The 21,732-nt window shown below is 67.7% G+C and carries 26 protein-coding genes; 17 read left to right on the top strand and 9 right to left on the bottom strand.

Features of this window, described 5'->3' with window-relative positions; translation table 11 throughout:
• Positions 1-5: 5 nt before the first annotated feature.
• Together E1H18_RS20145 and E1H18_RS20140 are read left to right on the top strand one after the other, a co-directional pair.
• Positions 6-680: a response regulator transcription factor gene (locus E1H18_RS20145; protein ID WP_172271775.1), complete on the top strand. Its 675-nt coding sequence runs from the start codon at positions 6-8 to the stop codon at positions 678-680.
• Entirely contained in the window at positions 677-2,032 is a 1,356-nt protein-coding gene (locus E1H18_RS20140; protein ID WP_172271773.1) for a HAMP domain-containing sensor histidine kinase, read from the top strand. The genes E1H18_RS20145 and E1H18_RS20140 overlap by 4 nt, the downstream gene beginning before the upstream one ends.
• A gap of 95 nt (positions 2,033-2,127) precedes the next feature.
• Here the strand turns inward: E1H18_RS20140 and E1H18_RS20135 are convergent, their stop codons facing one another.
• Genes E1H18_RS20135 through E1H18_RS20125 form a run of 3 tightly spaced genes read right to left on the bottom strand, consistent with a single transcriptional unit; the run spans position 2,128 to position 4,850 of the window.
• A complete protein-coding gene (locus tag E1H18_RS20135) occupies positions 2,128-3,246 on the bottom strand; it encodes a glycosyltransferase (RefSeq protein WP_172271771.1) in 1,119 nt (372 codons plus the stop codon).
• A 23-nt stretch (positions 3,247-3,269) separates the two neighbouring features.
• Positions 3,270-3,743, bottom strand: a complete 474-nt coding sequence (locus E1H18_RS20130; RefSeq protein ID WP_172271769.1) for a DUF411 domain-containing protein — start codon at positions 3,741-3,743, stop codon at positions 3,270-3,272.
• Positions 3,744-3,755: 12 nt separating this feature from the next.
• Positions 3,756-4,850 carry an acyltransferase family protein gene (locus E1H18_RS20125; protein ID WP_370526559.1) on the bottom strand — a complete coding sequence of 365 codons (1,095 nt, stop codon included), beginning with the start codon at positions 4,848-4,850 and terminating at the stop codon, positions 3,756-3,758.
• Positions 4,851-5,117: 267 nt separating this feature from the next.
• On the opposite strand from E1H18_RS20125, the gene E1H18_RS20120 reads away from it, so the two are divergent.
• The 4 genes from E1H18_RS20120 to E1H18_RS20105 all read left to right on the top strand — a co-directional run bounded on the left by E1H18_RS20120 (position 5,118) and on the right by E1H18_RS20105 (position 7,011).
• The gene (locus E1H18_RS20120) at positions 5,118-5,588 is read left to right on the top strand and encodes a hypothetical protein (RefSeq protein ID WP_172271765.1); all 471 of its coding nucleotides are present in this window, start codon (positions 5,118-5,120) and stop codon (positions 5,586-5,588) included.
• Positions 5,589-5,723: 135 nt separating this feature from the next.
• Positions 5,724-5,990, top strand: a complete 267-nt coding sequence (locus E1H18_RS20115) for a hypothetical protein (RefSeq protein WP_241736108.1) — start codon at positions 5,724-5,726, stop codon at positions 5,988-5,990.
• Between the two features lie 5 nt (positions 5,991-5,995).
• The gene (locus tag E1H18_RS20110) at positions 5,996-6,427 is read left to right on the top strand and encodes a Spy/CpxP family protein refolding chaperone (RefSeq protein WP_194248099.1); all 432 of its coding nucleotides are present in this window, start codon (positions 5,996-5,998) and stop codon (positions 6,425-6,427) included.
• Positions 6,428-6,429: 2 nt separating this feature from the next.
• Positions 6,430-7,011, top strand: coding sequence for an RNA polymerase sigma factor (locus tag E1H18_RS20105; protein WP_370526558.1), 582 nt, complete (start codon positions 6,430-6,432; stop codon positions 7,009-7,011).
• Here E1H18_RS20105 and E1H18_RS20100 read toward each other — a convergent pair.
• On the bottom strand, positions 7,004-8,248 hold the full coding sequence (locus tag E1H18_RS20100; RefSeq protein ID WP_194248098.1) for a type II restriction endonuclease: 1,245 nt from the start codon (positions 8,246-8,248) through the stop codon (positions 7,004-7,006). The genes E1H18_RS20105 and E1H18_RS20100 overlap by 8 nt on opposite strands.
• A gap of 222 nt (positions 8,249-8,470) precedes the next feature.
• On the opposite strand from E1H18_RS20100, the gene E1H18_RS20095 reads away from it, so the two are divergent.
• The 3 genes from E1H18_RS20095 (at position 8,471) to flgC (ending at position 10,519) form a co-directional block, all read left to right on the top strand.
• On the top strand, positions 8,471-9,379 hold the full coding sequence (locus E1H18_RS20095) for an NAD(P)/FAD-dependent oxidoreductase (RefSeq protein ID WP_172271757.1): 909 nt from the start codon (positions 8,471-8,473) through the stop codon (positions 9,377-9,379).
• A gap of 137 nt (positions 9,380-9,516) precedes the next feature.
• Positions 9,517-9,996 carry a hypothetical protein gene (locus tag E1H18_RS20090; RefSeq protein ID WP_172271755.1) on the top strand — a complete coding sequence of 160 codons (480 nt, stop codon included), beginning with the start codon at positions 9,517-9,519 and terminating at the stop codon, positions 9,994-9,996.
• Positions 9,997-10,096: 100 nt separating this feature from the next.
• A complete protein-coding gene (flgC, locus tag E1H18_RS20085) occupies positions 10,097-10,519 on the top strand; it encodes a flagellar basal body rod protein FlgC (RefSeq protein WP_172271753.1) in 423 nt (140 codons plus the stop codon).
• Here the strand turns inward: flgC and cueR are convergent.
• Both cueR and E1H18_RS20075 read right to left on the bottom strand, forming a co-directional pair.
• Complete coding sequence (cueR, locus tag E1H18_RS20080) at positions 10,516-10,965, bottom strand: Cu(I)-responsive transcriptional regulator (RefSeq protein WP_172271751.1); 450 nt, start codon at positions 10,963-10,965, stop codon at positions 10,516-10,518. The two genes, flgC and cueR, sit on opposite strands and share 4 nt — an antisense overlap.
• Entirely contained in the window at positions 10,962-13,448 is a 2,487-nt protein-coding gene (locus E1H18_RS20075; protein ID WP_172271749.1) for a heavy metal translocating P-type ATPase, read from the bottom strand. Before E1H18_RS20075 ends, cueR begins: the two co-directional genes overlap by 4 nt.
• A gap of 33 nt (positions 13,449-13,481) precedes the next feature.
• Here E1H18_RS20075 and E1H18_RS20070 point away from each other — a divergent pair, with 33 nt between their 5' ends.
• The 8 genes from E1H18_RS20070 (at position 13,482) to E1H18_RS20035 (ending at position 20,145) form a co-directional block, all read left to right on the top strand.
• Positions 13,482-13,874, top strand: a complete 393-nt coding sequence (locus E1H18_RS20070) for a heavy-metal-associated domain-containing protein (protein WP_206679103.1) — start codon at positions 13,482-13,484, stop codon at positions 13,872-13,874.
• Positions 13,875-14,126: 252 nt separating this feature from the next.
• Entirely contained in the window at positions 14,127-14,417 is a 291-nt protein-coding gene (locus E1H18_RS20065) for a hypothetical protein (protein WP_172271747.1), read from the top strand.
• A complete protein-coding gene (locus tag E1H18_RS20060) occupies positions 14,414-14,857 on the top strand; it encodes a Spy/CpxP family protein refolding chaperone (RefSeq protein WP_370526557.1) in 444 nt (147 codons plus the stop codon). Before E1H18_RS20065 ends, E1H18_RS20060 begins: the two co-directional genes overlap by 4 nt.
• Entirely contained in the window at positions 14,854-15,426 is a 573-nt protein-coding gene (locus tag E1H18_RS20055; protein WP_370526556.1) for an RNA polymerase sigma factor, read from the top strand. Before E1H18_RS20060 ends, E1H18_RS20055 begins: the two co-directional genes overlap by 4 nt.
• Positions 15,427-15,541: 115 nt before the next feature.
• Positions 15,542-17,407, top strand: coding sequence for a copper resistance system multicopper oxidase (locus E1H18_RS20050; RefSeq protein WP_172271746.1), 1,866 nt, complete (start codon positions 15,542-15,544; stop codon positions 17,405-17,407).
• A complete protein-coding gene (locus tag E1H18_RS20045) occupies positions 17,404-18,597 on the top strand; it encodes a copper resistance protein B (RefSeq protein WP_172271745.1) in 1,194 nt (397 codons plus the stop codon). Before E1H18_RS20050 ends, E1H18_RS20045 begins: the two co-directional genes overlap by 4 nt.
• 34 nt (positions 18,598-18,631) lie before the next feature.
• Positions 18,632-18,979: a copper-binding protein gene (locus E1H18_RS20040; protein WP_241736107.1), complete on the top strand. Its 348-nt coding sequence runs from the start codon at positions 18,632-18,634 to the stop codon at positions 18,977-18,979.
• Between the two features lie 62 nt (positions 18,980-19,041).
• On the top strand, positions 19,042-20,145 hold the full coding sequence (locus E1H18_RS20035) for an acyltransferase (protein WP_206679102.1): 1,104 nt from the start codon (positions 19,042-19,044) through the stop codon (positions 20,143-20,145).
• A 33-nt stretch (positions 20,146-20,178) separates the two neighbouring features.
• Here the strand turns inward: E1H18_RS20035 and E1H18_RS26525 are convergent, their stop codons facing one another.
• From E1H18_RS26525 to copD, 3 genes are all read right to left on the bottom strand, one after another.
• Positions 20,179-20,391, bottom strand: a complete 213-nt coding sequence (locus E1H18_RS26525) for a hypothetical protein (RefSeq protein WP_206679101.1) — start codon at positions 20,389-20,391, stop codon at positions 20,179-20,181.
• A 71-nt stretch (positions 20,392-20,462) separates the two neighbouring features.
• A complete protein-coding gene (locus E1H18_RS26520) occupies positions 20,463-20,603 on the bottom strand; it encodes a hypothetical protein (protein ID WP_206679100.1) in 141 nt (46 codons plus the stop codon).
• A gap of 199 nt (positions 20,604-20,802) precedes the next feature.
• On the bottom strand, positions 20,803-21,732 hold the full coding sequence (copD, locus tag E1H18_RS20025) for a copper homeostasis membrane protein CopD (RefSeq protein WP_172271743.1): 930 nt from the start codon (positions 21,730-21,732) through the stop codon (positions 20,803-20,805).

The following is a 21,732-nucleotide window of genomic DNA, read 5'->3' as shown; positions in this document are numbered from 1 at the left end:
AGACCATGAGGATCCTCATCGCCGAGGATGACGACGAGACCGCCGACCACCTGGCGCAGGCCTTGCGCGCCGTGGGCCATGGCGTCTCACGCACTGACAATGGCGTGCAAGCCTTGCTGATGGCCATGAACGAGGTCTTCGACGTGCTGATCCTGGACAGAATGCTGCCGGGCATGGACGGCCTGTCGGTCGTGAAGATGCTGCGGGCGGGTGGGGTGAGCACCCCGGCCCTGATGCTGACGGCCATGAGCCGGATCGCCGATCGGGTCGAGGCGCTGGAGAACGGCGCCGACGACTATCTGATCAAGCCCTATGCCTTCTCAGAGCTGCACGCGCGCCTGAACCTGATCGCGCGCCGCGCCAGCGTGGCCCGGCCCGAAAGGGCGCTGGTGGTGCTCGACCTTGAGCTGGACCTGCAAAAGCGTGTCGTGCGACGCGGCGGCAAGCGCCTGGATCTGCAGCCGCGCGAGATCACGATGCTGGAGGTGCTGATGCGCAATCCCCATCGCTTCATGACCCGCGCCATGCTGCTCGAAGCGGTCTGGGAGCTCGGCTTCAATCCGCGCACCAACATCGTCGAGACCCACATCAGCCGTCTGCGCGCCAAGCTGAACGCCGGCTTCGACACCGACGCGATCATCACCCAGCGCGGGTCGGGCTATATGATCCGCAGCGAATGATCCGGCTCTTTCCCCGATCGACCGCGGGCCTCGTTCTTCTGGTCGCCGGACTGCTGTCGCTGGCCACCCTGATCCTGGGCCTGATCGCCTATCGGGTGTCGCACGAGGCGCTTGAGCGCCAGTCGCGCCACCGCGTCCTGGTCCAGACCCAAGGTCTTCTGGCGGCGCGGCGTCTCGGCGGCTCGTCCGCCTTGATCTCGGCGATTAGCCTGCGCGAAGAGGAGGGGCGAGGCGAGGGGATGGGCTATATCCTGGTAGGCGCGCGCGGCGAGCGCCTGGCCGGAACCCTGCGCGCTTCGCCGCCGGAGCCTGGGTGGTTGGAGCATCTTGACTTCGAAGACACCGACGGCGCGCGCAGCGTCGCCCAGGCCTTGACCACCGCCCTGCCGGGAGGCGGCCGGCTGGTTGTGGCCGCCGACCGCGCGCCGATCGACGCCGCGGATATGGCGCTGCTCAGGGTCTTCGCCGGGGCCTTCTCGATCACGTTGCTGCTGGGCGTCGGCGGCGCCTGGTTCCTCGGGATGGTTATCCAGCAGCGCCTGGCCCAGATCAGCGCCGCGGCCCAGGCGATCGTGGACGGCGACCTGACGCGCCGCATGCCGCGTGACCCGGCTTCTCACGAGTTCGACGCGCTGGCCGCCACCCTCAACCACATGCTCGACCGCATCCAGGCGCTGATGGAAACCCTGCAGCAGGTCACCAGCGACATCGCCCATGACCTTCGCACGCCGCTGACGCGTCTGCACGGGGTGCTGGAGACCGCGTTGCGCCAGCCCGCCGGTGATGGCGACCAGGGCGTGCGGCTGGCTCTGGCGCGCGCTTCAGCCCACGCCGAGGAAATCCTCGACCTCTTCGCCGCATTGCTGAGGATCGCCGAGATCGAGAGCCTGGAGGTTCGGGCCGGTTTCCAACGTGTCGATCTGTCGGGCCTGGTGGAGCGCTGCCTTGACGCCTTGCGTCCGGATGTGGAGGCCGCGGGCTATGTCCTGCGCGCGCGCATCGAGGATGGCCTCGCGGTTGAGGGCGACAAGCACCTGCTGTCCCAGCTGCTGGTCAATCTGATCGAAAACGCCGCGCGCCACACGCCCCTGGGCACGCTCATCATAGTGTCCCTGGACGCGACGGCCTCCGACGCGGTCCTTTGTGTCCGGGACAATGGTCCGGGGATCGCGGCCGACAAGCACGAGGTCGTGCTGCAGCGGTTCTCGCGGCTGGAGCAGAGCCGTCATAAGCCCGGCCACGGCCTGGGTCTTGCGCTAGCCGGCGCGGTGGCGCGCGCCCACGTCTCGGCGCTGCGCCTGGAGGACGCTGGGCCGGGTCTGGCCGTGTCTCTGACCCTGCCGCGCGCCTAGGCCAACCCCCCGGCCAGGAAGCTCAAGCTCCGAGCCTGATGGAGGATGAGCGCGCCGATCGTGCGGTAATGGACCAGCTAGGCGCTAGATCACGGCTAACGGGCAGCTGTGCTGGCGCCGGCCACGCCCAGGCCAGCCACGCCGACACCGGTGGCGCGGATCGCGGCCAGGCCATTGGTCGCGAAGGCCGACCGCGAATAGCGAGCCGTCACCCAGGCGCGTCCCGCTTGGCCGCAATCGAAGGCCCATTGCGGCCTCGTGGCAAAGCTCTCCAGCGCCACGGCCAGCTCTTCGACGTCGCCATAGTCGACCAGGACGCCGCCGCCCGAGGCTCTGATGCTGTTGGCCATCTCGCCGACCGGGCTGGCGATGATAGGCAGGCCCGCGCACATCGCCTCGTGAGCGGCGATGCCGAAGCCTTCATGGTGGGAGGGCTGCACATAACCATTGAGCAAGGCCAGGAAGGGGCCGGGGGCAGTGAAGCCGACGAACCAGACATTGGTCAGCTTCAGTTCGGCGACCCGGCGCTGCAGATCCGCCCGCGCGGGACCATCTCCAGCGATCAGCACTTGGATCGTTCTGGCCAGGGTCGGTGAGGTCTCGCGCAGCCGGGCGAGGGCCTCGATCAGGACGTCGTAACCCTTGTTGGGATGCAGGCGCCCGAGGCTGCCGATGGTGAACTTGCCCTCGGCCGCGGCCTTGGCCACGGGCCAGTCCGGATCGGCCTGGAAGATCGGCCAGATGCTGATCTTGGCCTCGCCGATGCCCAACACGCGTTTGCCGAAGGCGGCGACGGTTTCGGAGTCGGCGATCCAGTGGCGGGTCAGAGCCACGGTGGCGCGCATGATCACCTTGTTGGCGGGCTTCAGCCAAGCGTTGTGCAGCCAGCTGACCACTGGGATCCCCTGCAGCCGGCCGACGAGCTGGCCGGTGACGGTCGCGTGGCTCAGCGAGGTCCAGATCAAGTCCGGCGCCATGGTCTTGACGATGCGGTTCAGGCGCAGCGCGGTGCGCACGAAACTGCGTTTGGCGCCACCGATGACCGCATAGGGCGTTCCGGTCGCCTCCAGCGCTGGCCGGGCCAAGCCGTCGCGCTCCATCAGCGACACCACGAACACCTCATGGCCCGCAGCCCGCAGGAGCGTCAGGATCCGGGGCAGGGGCAGAGCCCCGCCGCCGCCATCCAGCGAATTGATCACGTAGCAGATCTTCATGTTCGCCCCCCCCAAAGACCGAGCTAGGCCCGGTGCCGAGCGAAGACCGCCGTCTTGCCGGCGCGATCCAGCACCAGCAGGGTGTCGAACGGATCGCGCTGGCCGCCGGGCATTTCCATGCCCGGCGAGCCGATCGGCATGCCCGGAACCGTCAGGCCCAGACCCTTGGGCCTTTCCTTGAGGAAGCGCGCGATGTCGGCCGGCGGCACATGGCCCTCAAACACGAAGCCGTCGATGACGCCGGTGTGGCACGAGGCTAGCTGGGGCGTTATCCCGTAGCGTGTCTGGACCGGATGGAGATCGTCCATCTCCATCACCGTGGCCTTGAAGCCGGCTTGCTCCATCTGCTTCATCCAGGCCGTGCAGCAGCCGCAGGTCGGGGTCTTGTAGAGAACGAACTGTCCTGGCGGCGCGGCCTGGGCGCAGCCGGCGAGAAGCAAGGCGGCACTTGTGGCGAGCAGCGCCCGACGGTCGGGCTGGAAAGCGAACTTGGGCATATCTGGACTCTTTTACTGAGGGTCGGGGGAGGCGACCTTGGCGGCGTGAGCGCTCGTGGCGGGCCAAAGCCGATCGGCCTCTCTGCGCAATCGGCCGCGCACGGGCGCTTCGAAGTAGTGATGGATGGCGAGCGCGGCGGCGGTGCTGAGGATCAGCAGGCAGGCCACCTCCCAGGCGCTCAGCAGATAGGTGCTCGGGCGGGCCGTCAGGATCGAAACGACACCCTTCCAGCCAATCAACAGAGGCATGTGTAGAAGATAGAGCGCATAGGAGGCTTCTCCGGCGGCCAACATCCAGGGCCGCGACACGGGGCGATCGGCGCGCGCCGTCGACAGCAGGGCCAGGGCCAGGATCAGCGGACCGGCGGCCGCGACCACCAGGCGATCATCGGCCCCAAAGTGCATCATCAGCAGCAGCGCCGTCGCCGACAGCCATGCCGCCACGATGGCCTGGATCCGCGTCGGGCGCAGGGTTTGGCCCAGCCGATAGAGCCCGATGCCGTAGAGAAATTCTGGCGCGATGCGCAGGACGCCGAGGTTGGCCTGGGCGTGGACCACGGTCTGGCCAAACATCGCTTGGTAGCTCAACTCCGCAGCCAGAAAGATCAGGCCCGACAGGCCCAGTAGCCACCAAGGGCGCCGTGCGAGCGCCACGCCGATCCAGGCGAAAGCAGGAAAGGCCAGATAGGCGAACCATTCGGCCGACAGCGACCAGGACGGACCGTTCCACTCGGCGGGCACGGTCTCGGGTAGCCAGGCATGAACCAGCAAAACCGTGATGAGCAGGCCCAGGGGATTGTAGAGCCTCTGGTCGAAATCGGCGCCGACCAGCACCGCCAGTCCCACCATCACCAGCACGAACGCCAGCACCAGCAGATGGGTCGGATAGATCCGCGCGATGCGGGCGACCAGGAAGCGTCGGTAGTCCAGCGTCCCTTCGGCCAGGGGCTGGCGATAGGCGTGGGTCAGGACGAAGCCCGACAGGATGAAGAAGATGTCGACGCCATACTGCGTCCGGTTGAACAGGCCAGTCCAGGCCGATGCGTTCCAAGACCACTGTAGCTGATAGTGGAAGAGCACCACGCCAAGAGCCAGCAGGAAGCGCACTGAAGTCAGCGCCGGCAGAGAGGCGGGAAAAGCCGTATCAGCGATCCCGCGAGCTGTCTTTGACTTGTTCTGACGCATCTGACCCCGCTCGATCCTTGGCCGATATACGCGCCGGGGTGGGGGCAGCCCTCAAATGGGCCATGCGACGTGATGAGCAGGGTCGCGATTGGATGATCGGCCGTGCGCGGCTGTGAGGGGCGGGCGCGGGGCCTGCGTAATCCCTTCAGGCGGTCGATGGGCGATACGCCGCGAGGCGGGACTTCGACGATGAGACCGCAAAGACGGCTGATCTGGCGGATCGCATGCCTAGCTGCCCTGGCTGTCCTGGCGCTGTGGCCGGCGGCGGGCCAGGCCGCGCCGACAGATTATCGCTTCGAGCCGATCGCCTCGGTGGTGGTCCGCGGCGTTGCCGTGCCGTTGCAGGTGCGGGTCTGGCGGTTGGACAATCGCCTCGTGCCGCAGGTCCAGTTTAGCAACCTGCAAGTCGATCTTTCGCCCGAAGGCCAGATCGGCGGGGCCTTGCCCGCCTTCTTTGCGCCCAGTCTCGACTACGGAATCTACAGTTTTCGGGCTGATCTGCCGACCGACGGGACCTGGGCGCTGAGGTTCACCGCCAAGATTCCCGGCGAGGTCCAACCCATCGCCGGCAGCATCATCTTCAAGGTCGTCGGACGTCTGGCGCCGCCCCCTGGAACGGCGGCGGCGTCTCAGCCGCCGGCCCAGCCCAGGCCTCGCTAGCCGCGATCGGCTCCCTCAGGCGCTGACTGATTCCGCCCATCGCGCAAGCGTTGCAGGGGAAAGGCCGCGCCGATGCGTATCCGATTTGGGTGAGCTTGAAGGACCCCGCACATGACCGAGCCTTTGGATGAGCTGATGAGGCGCCTTGCGGCCCGGTCAGCTGACAGATCCCTCGACGGCCTGGAAGCCGAGATCAGCCGGGGCATAGCGGCGCAGCGCCGTGAGGCTCTGGTCCAGGCGGCCATGGCGCCCGTGCAGATCGCTTCGGTGGTGCTGGCCTTGGCCATGGGCCTGACCGCAGGCAGCGCCTTGGCCGCGTCCACGGTCAATCCCCAGCGCGACTACGGCTTGTTCGCCAGTGCCGCGCGCTTGGCGCCGTCCAGCCTGTTGGAGGGGCGCTAGTGGGCATGGTCCGCAGCACGGCGCTCACTCTGTGCCTGTCGTTGATCGTCGCCGTTCTGGGCGTATGGACCGGCGCGCGGCTGATCACCGAGGGCGCGCGGCGGCCAGCGCTCCACGAGCTTGTCCATCACGGCCTGCGGCTCAGCGCCGAGCAGAAGAAACGTATCGCCGACATCGAGCGTGATCACGAGACCCGCCGGCTGGGCCTGGAAGCTGAAATGCGGACGGCCAATATCGAGCTCGCCCAGGCCATTCAGGAGACTCACGCCTACACCCCCGAGGTGCAACGAGCGATCGATCGTGTGCATGGGGCCATGGGCGCGCTGCAGAAGGAGACCATCGTCCACACGGTGGTGATGCGCCGGGTGCTGACACCGCAGCAGGCCGCCCGGTTCGATCAGGCCGTCGTGCGTTCCCTGACCGAAAATATGCGCTGATTGTGGACAGCCAACCGTCCGACAATGTGCTCGCCGAGCGGGCGGCGGCCGGTGATGAACAGGCCTTCGCGACGCTGGTCCGTCGTCACAAGGATCGGCTCTACCGGTTGCTGCGCCGCTATACCGACGACGCCGACGAAGCCTATGAGGCGGTGCATGAGGCCTTCATCGCCGCCTGGGGCGCGTTGAAGCGCTACGATCCGAACCGCTCGTTCGGCGCCTGGTTGCGCACCATCGCAATCAACAAGGCCCGTGATCGCGGGCGGCGGATGATGGTGCGCCGCCTGTTCTTCGGGACGCGCGGACTGGATGACGCCGAGGCCTTGGCCACGCCCGATCCGGCCGACAGCGCCGAAACCTGCGTGCTGCAGGAGGAGGCGGCTGCGCGCCTGGGCCGGGCCATCGCCCGGCTCCCCGCGCCGCTGAAAGCGGCGCTTTTGTTGACCGCCTTCGAGGGCATGAGCCAACAGGAAGCCGCCGATGTTCTGCGGGTCTCGGTCAAGACGGTCGAGACCCGGGTCTACCGGGCGCGAAAGCTGCTGACCAAGGACCTGGCTCCAGACCTGAACCCGTCGGTCAGGTAAGCCGGTGGGACACCTTCTCCAGCGCCGCGACGCCGGCCCCGAACTGGCCGATGGCGTCGCGGTGCTTTTCCAGGGCGCTATAGGGAAGATAGCGAACGCTGAGGTCTGCAATGCGGCTGAAGGCGGGGCGGGCGATCTGGGCGCGGACATCGGCCTCGCGTTTGTCGGGCGCGACCAAGAAGAGGCTGTGCAACCCGGTGGTTTCTCCGCCTAGCGCCAGATCCAGCATCCGCACGATGCCCGAATAGATCGAGGTGGTGTGCTCGACTTCGAACGGCGCGACGATCGCACCGGCCGTGTCCAGCCACAGGACGTCGATTAGGCGCACGGCCTCGGCTCCCGGACGAGCGTCGAGGACGGCCGGCAGCCTGGGCAGGCAGTGGTCGCCCAGACGGCCCGGGCCGTAGGGGCGGCCACGGTCGTTCTGGGCGATCCAGACCTGATAGCCCAGCGCTAGCCCCAGATCGCGCAGCCAGCCCTGGATCTGGGTATGGGTCCGGTCGTCGGATTCGGCCGGCGTGGGCTTGGCGGCTTGCGAGCGGACCTTGGCCAAGTCGGCGACGAAGGCTTGACGGGCCGCCTCGTCGTCGGCGCGCGGTGGCGGCGCGTAGAGGCCCATGCCCAGGTCGAAGCAGAACGCGGCCACCGCGCCCAGGTCATTGGACAGCAGGTCGCGATGGCGTTGGTTGAAGGCGATCAGGCCCTGGCGCATGGCCAGATACTGGTCCCAGCGGCCTAGCTTCACATTGGCCCCGGTCAGGGCGTTGTAGCCCCGGACAATGGCGGTGTTGAACGGCGGGGCGATGGTCGGGTGCAGGAAATATAGGATGTTGGCGACCGCCGGTCCCAGGCCCTTGATCTTGAGCGCGTCGATGCGGTGGATTTCCGCCAGCACATGCTCTTCAGTGTCGCAGCAGACGCAGGCGTCCAGCAAGCGGCCAAAGGCCCGCTGGTTATCGGGGTTCTCATAGATGTCAGGGATACGCAGCTTGGGCTTCCACAGGAATGCGTGATCGGCGCCCTTGAACACCTGCCGTTGCTCGGCGATCGAGTGGACGACGGTCTCCAGCGAGGAGCCGCGATAGGTCACGCCGAACCGGTTGGTCTCGATCTCGGCGGCGACCTGCTGGACGCCGCGCCGGATCGACCTGAAGTTCTTCAACCGGTCTTCCCACAGAAACCAGCCGCGATAGGCGCCACGCGGATCGTCCCGCCAGCGGCTCAACAGCTCCCGCATTAAAGCATCCGACACTCGGGCCCCTCCTGGCCGCCAGGAATCGACATGGCGACACTTGGCCAGCAAAGCGCTTCGGACCCACGGGCGCCAGACCCATTCCGCGCGTCCGCGTTGTGCCCTGGCCTGCGCGAGGGCGTCGGGTGGCGGCCGCGTATATCCAGCGCGGACGCCGCGCTCGCGCCGTCCCGCCTGATCCTGACGCCTGACCCGCATGGAGGCCTGATGTCCGAGCCCATCGACTGCGTGATCATCGGCGCTGGCCCCGCCGGCCTGGTCGCCGCGCTCTATCTCCTCCGGTTTCGGCGTTCGGTGCTGATCGCCGAGCGTGGCGACAGCCGCGCGACGATGATCCCGCGCAGTCACAACTATCCGGGTTTTCCCGAGGGGATCGGCGGGCTCGACCTGCTGCGGCGGCTGCAACGCCAGATGCTGCCCTACGGAAAGCCCGAATGGGGCGGTGAGGTTCTCGGACTGGAGGCCGATGGGCACGACTGGCGGGTCATCTTCAAGGGGCGGCTGGTCCACGCGCGCACTGTGCTGCTCGCCACCGGGGTGCGCGACCGCTGGCCCCAGCTGCTCGACGCTCAGGCGGCGCTTCAACAAGGGGTCTTACGGTTCTGTCCAATCTGCGACGGCTTTGAGGCAATCAACAAACGCGTCGCGGTGATCGGCGACGGTGATCATGCCGCCCGCGAAGCGCTGTTTCTGCGACGCTACAGCCCCTCGGTCACCTTGCTTAGCGACGGTGGCGACCTCTCCGCGGCGATGGCGGTCGACTTGCGCCAAGCTGGCGTGGCAGTCGAGGCCACGCGGCAGGGGTCCCTGCGCTTCGCCGGCGGCGCGGTTTGGGCCAGCGATCCCCAAGGCCGCGACCTTGATCCTTTCGACGCGGTCTACGGCGCGCTCGGCGTCGACCCTCAGACAAGGCTCTTGGCGTCGCTGGACCTGGCCCTGGACGCGGGCGGTTGCGCGATCGTCGACGGGCATCAAAGGCTGTCACGCCCGGGACTTTATGCGGCCGGCGACGTGGTGCGCGGGCTCAACCAGATCAGCGTCGCCGTCGGCGAGGCGGCGATCGCCGCGACCGCCATCCACAACGCCCTGCGTGAGCGGGCCGTCGATTTGACCTGACCCTCAGCGCACGGGGGATGAGCGAGGGGGAACGCTCTGGGCTGCGTACACAGAGTCGATGGCCCTCGGTCTCGGCGTTGTGCCGGGTTGTGGCCCGCGGTTCGACGCGCATGGGGAAGCTTGAGGGAGGCTGGATCATGGCTCGGCTTTGGAAGCGCCCATCCGCCTCGAGAGGCGATCTGCCGCCCAATGCCGCCTTGGTCGCCGCCGGGGCGATCCTGATGCTCAGCTCTGCCCTGGCCCAACTCGTTCCAGTCTTGGCCGCGGCTCAAGAACCCCTGCATATCGACCGCCTGGACGCGCCGCCGGTCACCATTCTGACGACAACCACCCTGTCCACGCCGAAGGGGCTTTGGGTGCTGGGCAAGGTCACCAGCAGCATCCATGCCGCCGCGCCGCCGCTAGCGGCGCATCTGGATGTCATCGCCTTCGATGACGGCGGCGCGATCATCGCCAGGGCCGTCACCCACTGGAGCGGCCTGCTGCCGCCGGGCAAGGACGCCCAGCCGGCGCGCTACGACGTACTGCTCAAGAACGTCTCGGGCGTGGCCGTCGCCAGGCTGGAAGTTCGTTACAGCGCCATCGACCATTCGGCTGAGCCGAGGTCCTGGCCATGACCCTGCCCAGAGCGCTGCGGCCGTCGATCGGCGGGGCCCCCTCAACCGTGTCGTCGCCGGCTGCAAAGGCCTGACGCCAGTCCACCGCCAGGAGGTGATGATGAGCAAGATTGGTCATGGGGACGGGGGCGGGGCTGCGATCGCCGCCTCGGCCTTGCGCGCCCAACAGGGACGCATGCGGGTGATCGCCGAGAACATAGCCAACGCCAATTCGACGGGATCGACACCGGGGTCTGAACCCTATCGGCGTCAGATCCCGGTCTTCGAGGTCAAGGATCTCGGCGATGGCCAGGGTGTGGAGATGAGCCGCGTGCGGCCTGACCCGTCGCCCTTTTCCAAGGCCTATGAACCGGGCCATCCAGCTGCGAACGCGGCCGGTTACGTCCTGACCCCCAACGTCAATGGCCTGGCCGAGTCCCTGGACATGAAGCAGGCGATGCGGTCGTACGAGGCCAATCTCAATGTCCTGGAGAACCTGGACGCTATGGAGAAGAGTACGCTGTCTCTGCTCGACAAGACCTAGTCGCGCTGGCGCCCGCGGCTTTGAACGGTCCGCTGGTGACGCGCCGGTGTGGGCTCGCTTCCGCCTGTCAGGTCAGCCAGTATCGGGCAATCCGGTCGCTCGTCACCCGCGCAGCAGTGCGACAGATGACGTAGCGTGTCGGCCATGGCCTGCATCTCGGCGATCCGGGCATCAAGGGCGGCTACGTGTTTTTCGGCGATGGCCTTGACCTCGCGGCTGGGACGGCCGCGATCGCGCCATAGCGACAGCAGCAGGGTGATCTCCTCCATCGAAAAGCCCAGGGTGCGCGCTCGTTTGATAAAGCGTAGCTCGTTGACCTCGCGCGTTTCATACTCACGATAGTTGGCGTCGGTCCGGCTGGCTGGCGCTACCAGACCGATCTCGTCGTAGTAGCGGATCATCTTGGCGGTGACGCCTGAGGCGCGGGCGGCCTGACCGATGTTCATGCGGGCGTTCCTTCCTGGCTGGCGGCGTCCTTGAAGCCGCGTAGGCGCAACGCGTTGGCCAGGACGCTCACGCTCGACAGCGCCATGGCTCCGGCCGCGACCATAGGCGAAAGCAGCAGGCCAAGCAGAGGATAGAGCGCGCCGGCCGCAACGGGGATGAGCACGGCGTTGTAGCCGAACGCCCAGATCAGGTTCTGGCGGATGTTGGTCATCACCGCACGGCTCAGAGCCCGGGCCGTGGCCACCGCCCGCGGATCGCCGCGCATCAGCACGACATCGGCGCTCTCGATGGCGATGTCCGAACCGCCGCCCATGGCTAAGCCGATGTCGGCCGCGGCCAGGGCGGGCGCATCGTTGATCCCGTCGCCGACGAAGGCCAGTCGTCCGAACCGGGCCTTCAAGGCCTCCACTGTGGCGACCTTGCCATCGGGCAGCACCTCGGCGACCACTTCGTCCAGGCCCAGGCGATCAGCCACGGCTCGGGCGGTGACGGCGTTGTCGCCGGTGATCATGGCCACCTTTAGCCCCTGCGCCTGAAGCGCCCGCATCGCCGCCAAACTGGTCGGGCGGATCGGGTCGGCCACCGCCAGCAGGCCGGCCAGCGTCCCGTCGATGGCGACATAGAGCGGGGTCTTGGTCTCGCCGGCCAAGCGCTTGGCCTCTGGCGCGAAGGTCTCGACCGAGATGGCCAGGCTGGTCATGAAGCGATCGGCCCCGATCTGGACCCGCCGGCCGCCGACCACGGCCTGGGCGCCGTGTCCGACCGCAGCTTCGAAGCCTTCGGCCGTATCGATGTCCAGGCCCTTGGCGCGGGCCGCGTCGAGCACGGCCAGGGCGATGGGATGCTCGGACTGGGCCTCGACAGCAGCGGCGAGCGCCAGAACCGTGTCGGCCTGGAAGCCGGAGGCGGGCAGCAGGTCGGTGAGGGCCGGGTGGCCCAGGGTCAGAGTGCCGGTCTTGTCGAATGCCACGACCTGGACGTCGGCCAGCCCCTGTAGGGCCTCGCCGCGCCGAAACAGCACGCCCAGCTCGGCAGCCTTGCCGGTTCCGACCATGATCGAGGTGGGGGTGGCCAGGCCCATGGCGCAGGGACAGGCGATGATCAGCACGGCCACGGCGTTGACCAGGGCGAAGCTCAGGGCCGGGGAGGCGCCGAAGACCAGCCAGGCGAGGAAGGTCAGCAAGGCCGCAGCCATCACTGCCGGCACGAACCAGCCGGTGATGCGATCGACCAGGGCCTGGATCGGCAGCTTGGCGCCCTGGGCGCTTTCGACCATGCGCACGATCTGGGCCAGCATGGTGGCCGCGCCGACCTTGTCGGCGCGGAACCGCAAGGCGCCGTTCTTGTTGAGCGTGCCGCCGGTGACCTGCGCCCCGGCGGTCTTCTCCACCGGGATCGGCTCTCCTGTCAGCATCGACTCATCGATGAACGAGGCGCCGTCGATGACTTGTCCGTCGACGGGTAGGCGCTCGCCGGGCCGGACCAGGACGATGTCGCCGACCTGGACCTCGCCGATGGCCACGTCCAGGATCACGCCCTGGCGTTCGACCCTGGCGGTCTTGGCCTGAAGGGTCATCAGCCGCTTGATCGCTTCGCTGGTGCGGCCCTTGGCCTGGGCCTCGAAGAGCCGTCCCACCAGCACCAGGGTGACGATGACGGCGGCGGCCTCGTAATAGACTTGGTCGGCGCCGGCCGGCAGCCAGGTTGGAGCGAAGGTGGCCACCGCCGAGAACAGGAACGCGGCGCTGGCTCCCAGCACGACCAGGGCGTTCATGTCTGGCGCACCGCGCAGCAGGCCCGGCACGCCCTTGCGATAGAACCGCAGGCCCGGACCCAGCAGCACGGCGGCGGCGAGCAGGAAGCTGACCGGCCGCCAGATCGCGTCGGGCAGGTAGGCCATCAGCCAGGCGTGGGCGCCGGGCAGGAAATGGCGGCTCATCTCGACGATGAACAGCGGCAACGTTCCAGCCACGGCCAGGGTCACGTCGCGCTTGAGAATCTTGATCTCATGATCGCGCGCCTGTTGCTGGCGGTCGGTGCTCTCGGCGGAGAGGGCCGGCGCGACCTGCGCCCCATAGCCCGCTGCCGCGACGGCCGCGCTCAGGGCGGTCGGGGCCAAGCCTTCGAGCACCGTGACCCGCGCGCGCTCGGTCGCCAGATTGACCGAGGCGTCGAGCACGCCAGGAACACCGGCTAGAGCACGTTCGACCCGACCCACACAGCTGGCGCAGGTCATGCCCTGGATCGTGAGGTCGATGGTTCTGGACAGCGGCTCGTAGCCAGCCCTGCGGATGGCCTCGACGACGGCCTGGCTCTGGCCGCCATTGCTGAGGTGGACCTGGGCGCGTTCGGTGGCCAGGTTGACGGAGGCCGCGCTGACGCCGGGGACGGCGGCGATGGCTTTCTCCACGCGGCGTACGCAGCTGGCGCAGGTCATTCCCAGGACGGGGATATCAATGGAGGCGAAGGTCGAAGCGGGCATCGTCGGCTTTCCTTGGGAGCGTGCCCGATCCTGATGATCCTTCCCATCATGGTAAGGTCAAGCGGTTGTCGAAAGGCCATCGAACTGGAGGCGGCGGTCCTTGACCTTACCATCGTGGGAAGCCCCATCTACCGCAACGAAGCCGATCACAAGGAGAGTTTCATGCTTCGTTTCGCTGTCGAGGACATGAGTTGCGGCCACTGCGTCAAGGCCATAACCGCGGCGCTGCTCGCACTCGACCCTAAGGCCCAAGTCCAGATCGATCTGTCGGCCAAACAGGTCGCCGTGGACACCCGGGCTGGGGCCGGACCCGTCGGGGCCGCCATCACCGCGGCCGGTTACACACCCAAGCCGGTCGCGACGGTCGCGACGGTCGCCTCGCTCCGCGAGCCCGCGTCGGCCAAGGGCTGTTGTAGTCGCGGCTAACGCGATCAAGGGGGGCGACCAACGTCGACGCCCCCCGCACACCGCCCAAGCCCGATTCTGAAGATGGTGGCGGCTCCTGCGGCTTCCAGCTTTCGCACCGCCCGAGGTCCGCCCCCCCCCCCCCTGATAGACGAGGCAACCGCGCGCCGCATTTGACGCTAAGATGCTAGAGCACGGCGCCAGAGGTTTCCTATGTGAGGGGACCGCGCGCTGCGCGCGTATAGTGAGACGTCAAGGTCAGGGGATCGACCCATGAGCGATGAGCTCGATCAAATGTTGGAGGTGCTGAGGCGATCGCCGACAGCACCGTTGCATGGCCTCGAAGGCCAGGTCTGGGCGCGCATCGACAGCGCTCGCGACGCTCGGCGTATGTCCGGCGCGCTGCTGCCGGTGCGCGCGGCCTGCGTGATCGCCGCCCTGGGCGTAGGCCTCGCGGGCGGCACCCTCACGGCTGCGGCGGCCGCGCGCGAGCCGTCGGAGATCTCGGCCTTCTCGGTTGACGCGCATCTGGCGCCCTCGACCCTGCTGGGCGGTGGTCGATGATGCCCAAGATCACCCGCGGCTTGATCCTCACCGTCGTGCTGGCGTTCCTGGCCGGCGCCGGCGGAGCCTGGATCGGTTCCTGCGGCCTGCTGCCGTCCCGTCGGCCGGTCTCGTTGCACGAAATGGTTCACCACGAGCTGAAGCTCTCGGCCGATCAGGATCGCCAGCTCGACGTGCTTGAGCAGGACTTCTCTGTGCGCCGCAAGGCTCGCGAAGCTGAACTACGGGCCGCTAACGCCCAGCTGGCGGCCGCCATCCAGGCCCGTCACGAATACTCCCCCGAGGTCCAGGCCGCTGTCGAACGCTTCCACAGCGCGATGGGCGCCCTGCAACTGGAAACCGTCCAGCACGTTTTGGCGATGCGCAAAGTGTTGACGCCCGAGCAGGCCGAGAAGTTCGATCGCCGCATCACCGAGGCCCTCACCAACGAAGCGCCGTGACCGACGGGCTCGGCGAAGCCGAGGACGCCGTCCTCGCGCGGCGGGCGGCGGCTGGCGACGAGCCAGCCTTCAGCCAGCTGATGCGTCGCCACAAGGGGACACTGCACGCCTTCGCCCGACGCCATGTCGGCGACCAGGAAGCCGCGCGCGACGTGGTGCAAGACAGCTTCGTTGCCGCCTGGAAGGCGCTGGACCGGTACGATCCAGCCCGGCCGTTTTCGACCTGGTTACGCGCCATCGCCCTCAACAAGTGCCGCGACCATGGTCGGCGCTTGGTGGTGCGGCGGTTGATTCTGGGCGAGCGTTCGATCGATGCGCCCGGCACGCCCGACTATGCCGACGAGGGGCTGGATCCCGAGGCCCAGACCGAACGCGCCCAGCAGTTGGCACGGCTGGAGGCGGCGATCTCCCGCTTGCCGCTCCAGCTCAAGGAGCCGCTGATCCTGACCTATCTCGAAGGCTACTCTCAGCAGGAAGCCGCAGACCTTCTGGGGGTCAGCGCCAAGACCATCGAGACCCGCGCCTACCGCGCGCGCAAGCGCCTGGCCGAATGGATTTCGCCGGGCTGAGACTTTTTCGACGCGCCGGTGAGGGCCGAGCCCCCGCGCTGCGTAATCCCCGTCAAGACCGCGCCACGGCTCCTTCGGGCTTCTCCGGCGGCGGACCTTCGACCAAAGGGATATCATGCGTCGATCCGATGCGGCTCTAGATCGCCGTCGCCTGCTTCAGGGCCTGTGCCTGCTGGGCGGCGGGGCCGCGCTATCTGGGCTGCTGCCCGACTGGGCCAAGGCCGCCGAAGCCGGTCGCTCGCCCCCCGCACTCTCGGGTTCGGAGATCAAGCTGACCATCGGCCACACGCCGTTCCGGGTCGACGGCGTCGAAGGTCACGCTGTAACCATCAATGGCACCGTGCCGGGGCCGCTGATCCGCCTGAAGGAAGGCCAGAAGGTCAAGCTATCGGTGCACAATACCCTGGACGAGGAGACCTCGATCCACTGGCATGGCCTGCTGATCCCGTTCGAAATGGACGGCGTGCCCGGCGTCAGCTTCCCCGGGATCATGCCGGGCGAGACTTTCACCTACGAGTTCACGGTCAAGCAGTCGGGCACCTACTGGTACCATAGCCACTCGGGGCTGCAGGAGCAGCAGGGTCACTACGGGCCGATGATCATCGATCCGGCCGGCGAGGATCCGATTGCCTTCGACCGCGAGCACGTGGTGGTGCTGTCCGATCATAGCCGCCTGCACCCCCACACCATCTTCAAGAAGATGAAGCAGCAGAGCGGGGCCTTCAACTATCAGCGCCAGACCGTGGCGGGCCTGCTGGCCGGCCGCGACCAGACCCTAGCCGAGCGGCGGGAATGGGCCAAGATGCTGATGGATCCCACCGACATCTCCGACGTCACCGGTGCGGCCTACACCTTCCTGATCAACGGCCACGGCCCGAAGGACAACTGGACAGCCCTGTTTTCGCCCGGCGAGCGCGTGCGGCTGCGGTTCATCAACGCTGCGGCCCAGTCGGTCTTCAACGTCCGCATCCCGGGCCTGCGCATGACCGTGGTGGCCGCCGACGGCCTGCCGGTGCGGCCCGTCGAGATCGACGAGTTTCAGATCGGCAACGCCGAGACCTACGACGTCATCGTCCAGCCGCGCGAGGACAAGGCCTTCACCATCGTCTCGGAGTCGGTCGACCGCTCGGGCCTGGGCCGAGCCACCCTTGCGCCGCGCCTGGGCATGAGCGCGGAGGTTCCGCCGCTGCGCACGCGTCCGTTGGCCAACATGCGCGACATGGGCATGGACATGGGGTCCATGGACATGGGCGGGATGGACATGGGCGGCAAGGCGATGCCGGGCATGGACATGAGCGGGATGGATCACGCGGCCATGGGCCACGGAGCCATGGCGATGGCCAAGTCCGCGCCGGGCATGGCGTCGCCGCGCGTGCGCGGTTCCGACGCCATGGGCGACATGTCGGGTATGGGCGGCATGGACATGTCGATGCGCAACCCGCTCAACGCTCCGGGGGTCAAGCTTGGCCCCGGTGTGCAGACGATCTCGCCGATGCCGGCCGATCGCACGGGTGAGCCGGGCCAGGGTCTGGAAAGCGTCGGTCACCGGGTGCTGGTCTATCAGGACCTTGTCGCCCTGGAGCCCAATCCCGACACCCGCGCGCCCAGTCGTTCGATGGAGATCCACCTGACCGGCAACATGGAACGGTTCATGTGGGGGTTCGACGGGCGCAAGTTCAGTGAAGGGCCGCCGCCCTACACCTTCCGCAACGGCGAGCGCGTGCGCGTCACCTTGGTGAACGACACGATGATGGCTCACCCCATTCATCTGCACGGCCACTTCTTCGAACTGACCTTCGGGCCGCGCGGTTACCTGCCGCGCAAGCACACGGTGATCGTCCTGCCAGGCGGCAAGGTCAGCTTCGACTTCACCGCCGAAACCGGTGATTGGGCCTTTCACTGCCACATGCTCTACCACATGCACGCCGGGATGTTTCAGGTCTTCAGCGTGCGCGACGCCCAAGGGGAGGCCGCGCGATGAAGGTTTCGGTTCTGGCTCTTCTGCCCGTTCTCTGGGCCAGCCCGGTGCTGGCCCAGCAAGCCGGCCACGACATGTCGACCATGGGTGGCATGAAGATGGACGACATGAAGCCGGCCGCTTCGGCCGCGCCGGTCAAGAAGAAGGCCCCCGTCAAGAAAGCAGCGCCGGTCGCCAAGAAGGCTCCGGTCGTCAAGCCGGCCGATCCTCACGCCGGACACGATATGTCGGGCATGGGCGACATGCAGATGGATGCGGCCAAGCCCGCCGCACCGGCGGCTTCGGCACCGATGGCTGGGCACGACATGTCGACCATGGGTGACATGAAGATGGACGGCGTGAAGCCGGGCGAGGCCAAGCAAGGCCAAGCCATGACCATGCCGGCTGGCCACGACATGTCCGCGATGGGCGCGATGAGCGGCCATGACGGCATGGAGATGGGCGCGCCCCCGGTGGCCGAGCGCGAGACGCCCGCGCCGCCGGCGGCGACCGACTACCTAGCCGACAAGGTCTTCGATCCGGGCGCGATGGTCCGGGCGCGCAAGGTGCTGGCCGGTGAACATGGCGGCGCCCAGGTCTCGCAGGTGATGGCCAGCATTTTGGAGCGCCAGGTCCGCTCCGGCGCGGATGGTTATCGCTGGGAAGGCGAGGCCTGGTTCGGTGGCGACATCAATCGCTTCGTGGTCAAGACCGAGGGCGAGGGCGACCGCAAGGGCGTCGACGCAGGCGAGGTGCAACTCCTCTACTCACGCGCCATGGCGCCCTATACCGACCTGCAGTTTGGTCTGCGCCAGGATGTTGAGCCCAAGTCGCGCACCTACGTGACAGCCGGCTTCCAGACCCTGCTACCCTATTGGGTGGAAGCCAGCGGCGCGGTCTTCCTGTCGAACAAAGGCGATGTGCTGGCCCGGGTCGAAGGCGCCTATGATCTGCGCCTGACCCAGCGGCTGCTGCTGCAGCCGCGTGCTGAGCTCAACTTCGCGGCCCAGAACATCCCCGAAACCGAAACCGGCTCGGGCCTGTCGACGGCCGAGCTGGGGCTTCGCCTGCGCTACGAGATCCGCCGCGAGTTCGCGCCGTATATCGGCGTCTCCTACGAGCGTTCGGTCGGCAAGACTGCGGATCTGGCGCGCGCGGCCGGACGCGACGTGAGTGACACCAGCTTCGTCGTCGGCCTGCGGGCCTGGTTCTAGGCCCTTCCTCTTCGATCCCCTCAAGGAGACTCTTATGAAACGTACTATGTCGTTGCTCGCCTTCGCCGCCCTGGCCGCGAGCGTCCAACCCGCCGCCGCGCAGATGGCCGGCATGAGCGGCATGGGCGACCAGCACGCCGGGCACGGCGACCACGCCATGCCCGCGGGCGCACCGGTCGAAGCCACCGGCGTCATCCGCGCCATCGACGCCAAGGCCGCCAGCGTCACCCTGGCGCACGAGGCCATCCCGGCGCTGAAGTGGCCAGCCATGACCATGGCCTTCAAGGTCTCGGACCCGGCGCTGCTCAAGGGGATGGCCGTCGGGACCAAGGTCCGCTTCCAGCTGCAGGGCAAGACTGTCGTCGGCCTGAAGGCGCTCTAGCTACAAGACGCGGGGCCGGCGACCAACGCCGCCGGCCCCGTCACGATTCTTCGGGGGGATAAATGTATCCAACGGATATCCGTCCGCTTACGTCGTTGCGGATTTGCGCGGCGATCTGGGTGCTGGTCTATCATTTCCGCGATCATCTAGCGTTGGGCCTGGATCGCTACGGCCTGATCGCCAAGGGCTATCTTGGCGTGGACCTTTTCTTCATCCTGTCTGGCTTCATCCTCAGCCACGTCTACACCCGAGCCGTGGCCGACAAGCGCTTCAACTACGGCTCCTTCCTGTGGGCGCGTCTGGCCCGCGTCTATCCGGTCCACCTGGTCACTCTGGCCGCCACCCTGGCCATCTGGATGGTGGCCGTGAAACTGGGCGCGACCTTCGATCCGGTAGCCTTTGACCTGCGGTCTTTGCCCCAGCACCTGCTGTTGATCCACGCCTGGGGCACGACACCGACCGTGCAGTGGAACTTTCCTTCGTGGTCGATCTCGGCCGAATGGTTCGCCTATCTGGGCTTTCCATTGGCGGCGATGGCGTCACTGGGATTGCGCGCGCGACCGCGTCTGCTGGTGGGCCTGGCGTTGCTGTTGTTCGTCGCGATGTTTCTGGGCGCCAAGCGCGAAGGCGTCCTCTTCACCGACATGACCGCCCAGATCGGTGCAATACGGATCATCCCTAGCTTCCTGATGGGGGCGGCGTTGCATCGCCTGGGATCCTCGTCGACGTTGCCGGACGGCTGGGCGGGGCCTGGCGCGCTTATCGCCACGGCCTGGATCATGGTCGCCGCTACCCTGCGACTAAGCGATCTCTACATCTGGCCGGCCCTGGCGGTCGTGATCTTCTGCCTGGCCGAGGCCGCCAAGATCGGCGCCACCGGGCTGATGACCGCGCCGGCGATGGTCTATCTGGGCGAGGTGTCCTACGCGGTTTACATGACCCACCTGCCGGTCGACATCGCCTATTTCCACGCCCTGGTCCGAGTGGCGCCCAGCCTTTCTGGCGTCGGGGCGTTCGTGGGCTGGCTTGGCGTCTTTGGGGTTTGCCTGGCGGTGTCGGTGGCTGCCTATCACCTGGTCGAGCGCCCGGCGCGCGACTGGCTGCGCGCTCATGATCCCTTCAGGCCGCAGCCGCCGGCGGAGCCGCGGCGAGAGCCGCTGATCTGATTGTCTCAGGAAGGACGCTGGCGGGTCATCACCTCAGCGCTGCGCGCTGGCCGTTTTCTTTTCGCTCCTGGCCGCGACGACGACCTCGCGCGCTGACAGGAGGGCGGCCTTGGTCAGGCTTCCGGCATGGTGGCGATGGCTGGCCAGCAGGACGGCGCAGAAGAGATTGATCGCCGGCGCGCCCAGATCGGTTAGCGGACAGCAGGTCCGCCACGCGGCGCGCCGAGCTTGCGCCACAGCGTCCATAGAAACGCCGGGGCCGGAGCCAGGATGATCAGCGCCAACACACGTCCAAGCCTGGCGCGGTTGGCGATCGATCAGCCCAGGCCGATGAAGATCAGTAGATTGTCGGCGGCGTCTGCCAGCAGCGAGGCCAATTCGATCCGCACGGCCATTGCGAACTCGACGCCGAAATGGGCCAGGTTGAGCGCCGCGACAATCAGGACGGCGCGCGCCAACGGGCTTTAGATCTTTATGGAGCTTCCCCCGGAGGCGCGCAGGCAAGAGGCCGCCGAGGGGCGGCCTCTTGCCGCGTCAAGCGCAGGGGCGGACCTGAGCGCGATGGAACCGCAAAGGAGCGCCGAGGGACGTCTTAAGGGGTGACGACGTCCCTCGGCCTCCCGGCCTGACTGCCCGGCGTCGCCGGGGGGCGGGAGGCTACTGGGACACGATGGGCGCAAGGCGCCCCAGCCAGGCCACCAACGCCAGAACAGTCAGCGCCGCGCCTGCCTCGATTACGAGGCTGCGCTTGAGTTCGGCCACCGCCGCCGGCGCCTGTTCTGGCGCCTCCAGCGCCGCGTTGAGCGCCGGGGTGAGCCGGAAGCGGTTGGCCGCAGCCAGGAGCAGCATGGCCCCGAATGCTGCCAGTTTCACCATAAGAAGGCGACCGTAGAGGGTCGAGAAGAGGCCGCCGAGTCCGTCGGGGCCGACCAGGAACCAGCTGTTGACCAGTCCTGTAGCCAGGAGGACGGCGACCAGGCTCGAGCCGATGCCGGAGAACCCCGCCAGGGCCGCGTGGAAGGCCGCGAGCTGGTCGCGATCGGGTTCGCTCCGGCGCGCGGTCAAGCCGATGAAAAAGGCGATGGCGCCGATCCAGATCGCCGCAGCCGCCAGGTGCAGGATATCCGCTACCAAGTGGAGCAGAGCGCCAGACCCTTCGGTGGCCGCCCCGTGGCCCATCCAGGCGAAGCTGGCTGTGGCGATCGCACCCAGCAGAGCGGTGACGAACCAGGCCGCCGCGCCTGGCCGCCGCGCCAGCAGGAGCAAGGCGGCCAGCAGGGCGACGACCGCACGGATGGCCGAGGACGGACCCATGGCCATGTCGGTAAGCACCGAGCTGAGCGTCTCGAGATTCAGCGCGTCGGACAGCGAGCCGGCGACGACCGCGGTTTGGGCGATCAAGCCCAGCGCGGTCGTCAGCAGCAGGGCGACGGCCGACCCGCACAGGATGCGCCGGGGCCAGCCCAGCGCCGCGGCGCTGGAGGGGCCCCGAGCAGGGAGCGCGTAGAGCGCGAAGGCCGCGCCGCCCATCAGGACGAAGCCAGCCGTGTACTGCGCCCACCGCAGGAGGACGACCGCCGTTTCCAT

It is taken from the genome of Caulobacter sp. RHG1 (genome assembly GCF_013181195.1).
In the GTDB taxonomy this organism is placed as follows: Bacteria; Pseudomonadota; Alphaproteobacteria; order Caulobacterales; family Caulobacteraceae; genus Caulobacter.
Note: the sequence above shows the minus strand (reverse complement) of the source record. Positions and strands in the feature narration are given on the sequence as shown.

Coding starts and splice junctions, on each gene's coding strand:
- E1H18_RS20070 (WP_206679103.1), top strand. CDS start 13,482: ATGATCCTTCCCATCATGGTAAGGTCAAGCGGTTGTCGAAAGGCCATC.
- E1H18_RS20135 (WP_172271771.1), bottom strand. CDS start 3,246: ATGAAGATCTGCTACGTGATCAATTCGCTGGATGGCGGCGGCGGGGCT.
- E1H18_RS20060 (WP_370526557.1), top strand. CDS start 14,414: ATGATGCCCAAGATCACCCGCGGCTTGATCCTCACCGTCGTGCTGGCG.
- E1H18_RS20095 (WP_172271757.1), top strand. CDS start 8,471: ATGTCCGAGCCCATCGACTGCGTGATCATCGGCGCTGGCCCCGCCGGC.
- E1H18_RS20115 (WP_241736108.1), top strand. CDS start 5,724: ATGAGGCGCCTTGCGGCCCGGTCAGCTGACAGATCCCTCGACGGCCTG.
- E1H18_RS20130 (WP_172271769.1), bottom strand. CDS start 3,743: ATGCCCAAGTTCGCTTTCCAGCCCGACCGTCGGGCGCTGCTCGCCACA.
- E1H18_RS20120 (WP_172271765.1), top strand. CDS start 5,118: ATGAGACCGCAAAGACGGCTGATCTGGCGGATCGCATGCCTAGCTGCC.
- E1H18_RS20040 (WP_241736107.1), top strand. CDS start 18,632: ATGAAACGTACTATGTCGTTGCTCGCCTTCGCCGCCCTGGCCGCGAGC.
- cueR (WP_172271751.1), bottom strand. CDS start 10,965: ATGAACATCGGTCAGGCCGCCCGCGCCTCAGGCGTCACCGCCAAGATG.
- E1H18_RS20090 (WP_172271755.1), top strand. CDS start 9,517: ATGGCTCGGCTTTGGAAGCGCCCATCCGCCTCGAGAGGCGATCTGCCG.
- E1H18_RS20140 (WP_172271773.1), top strand. CDS start 677: ATGATCCGGCTCTTTCCCCGATCGACCGCGGGCCTCGTTCTTCTGGTC.
- E1H18_RS26525 (WP_206679101.1), bottom strand. CDS start 20,391: ATGGACGCTGTGGCGCAAGCTCGGCGCGCCGCGTGGCGGACCTGCTGT.
- E1H18_RS20145 (WP_172271775.1), top strand. CDS start 6: ATGAGGATCCTCATCGCCGAGGATGACGACGAGACCGCCGACCACCTG.
- E1H18_RS20045 (WP_172271745.1), top strand. CDS start 17,404: ATGAAGGTTTCGGTTCTGGCTCTTCTGCCCGTTCTCTGGGCCAGCCCG.
- E1H18_RS20110 (WP_194248099.1), top strand. CDS start 5,996: ATGGTCCGCAGCACGGCGCTCACTCTGTGCCTGTCGTTGATCGTCGCC.
- E1H18_RS20035 (WP_206679102.1), top strand. CDS start 19,042: ATGTATCCAACGGATATCCGTCCGCTTACGTCGTTGCGGATTTGCGCG.
- E1H18_RS20075 (WP_172271749.1), bottom strand. CDS start 13,448: ATGCCCGCTTCGACCTTCGCCTCCATTGATATCCCCGTCCTGGGAATG.
- flgC (WP_172271753.1), top strand. CDS start 10,097: ATGAGCAAGATTGGTCATGGGGACGGGGGCGGGGCTGCGATCGCCGCC.
- E1H18_RS20100 (WP_194248098.1), bottom strand. CDS start 8,248: ATGCGGGAGCTGTTGAGCCGCTGGCGGGACGATCCGCGTGGCGCCTAT.
- copD (WP_172271743.1), bottom strand. CDS start 21,732: ATGGAAACGGCGGTCGTCCTCCTGCGGTGGGCGCAGTACACGGCTGGC.
- E1H18_RS20065 (WP_172271747.1), top strand. CDS start 14,127: ATGAGCGATGAGCTCGATCAAATGTTGGAGGTGCTGAGGCGATCGCCG.
- E1H18_RS20050 (WP_172271746.1), top strand. CDS start 15,542: ATGCGTCGATCCGATGCGGCTCTAGATCGCCGTCGCCTGCTTCAGGGC.